We start from the raw sequence: 257 nt of genomic DNA, 5'->3' as shown, positions 1-257 counted from the left end.
ACCCGACCAGACGGCAGCCTGCAATCGTTTTCCTTCATTGAGCGCGAAGGCTTTGTGGAGTCGTCGGTTGCTATCCCGCAGCCCCATGAATTCAGTGTTTGCCTGAGTCTCGATCATGCACCAGGAGTTGGTAGAGCGCCGGCGCTGGATATCCGAGCGCAGATTCCTGCACGCACTGAACTACTGCATGCTGCTCCCGGGGCCAGAAGCTCAACAGTTGGCGACCTACATCGGCTGGCTGATGCATCGAACCTGGG

General features: G+C 58.4%; 1 pseudogene. It reads left to right on the top strand.

Annotated elements, in window-relative coordinates:
• Positions 1-115: 115 nt before the first annotated feature.
• Positions 116-257 (top strand): annotated as a pseudogene (locus tag AC0L2F_RS35880) (chromate transporter); the annotation flags it as partial.

It is taken from the genome of Bradyrhizobium sp. Ken64, assembly GCF_055807555.1.
Note: the sequence above shows the minus strand (reverse complement) of the source record. Positions and strands in the feature narration are given on the sequence as shown.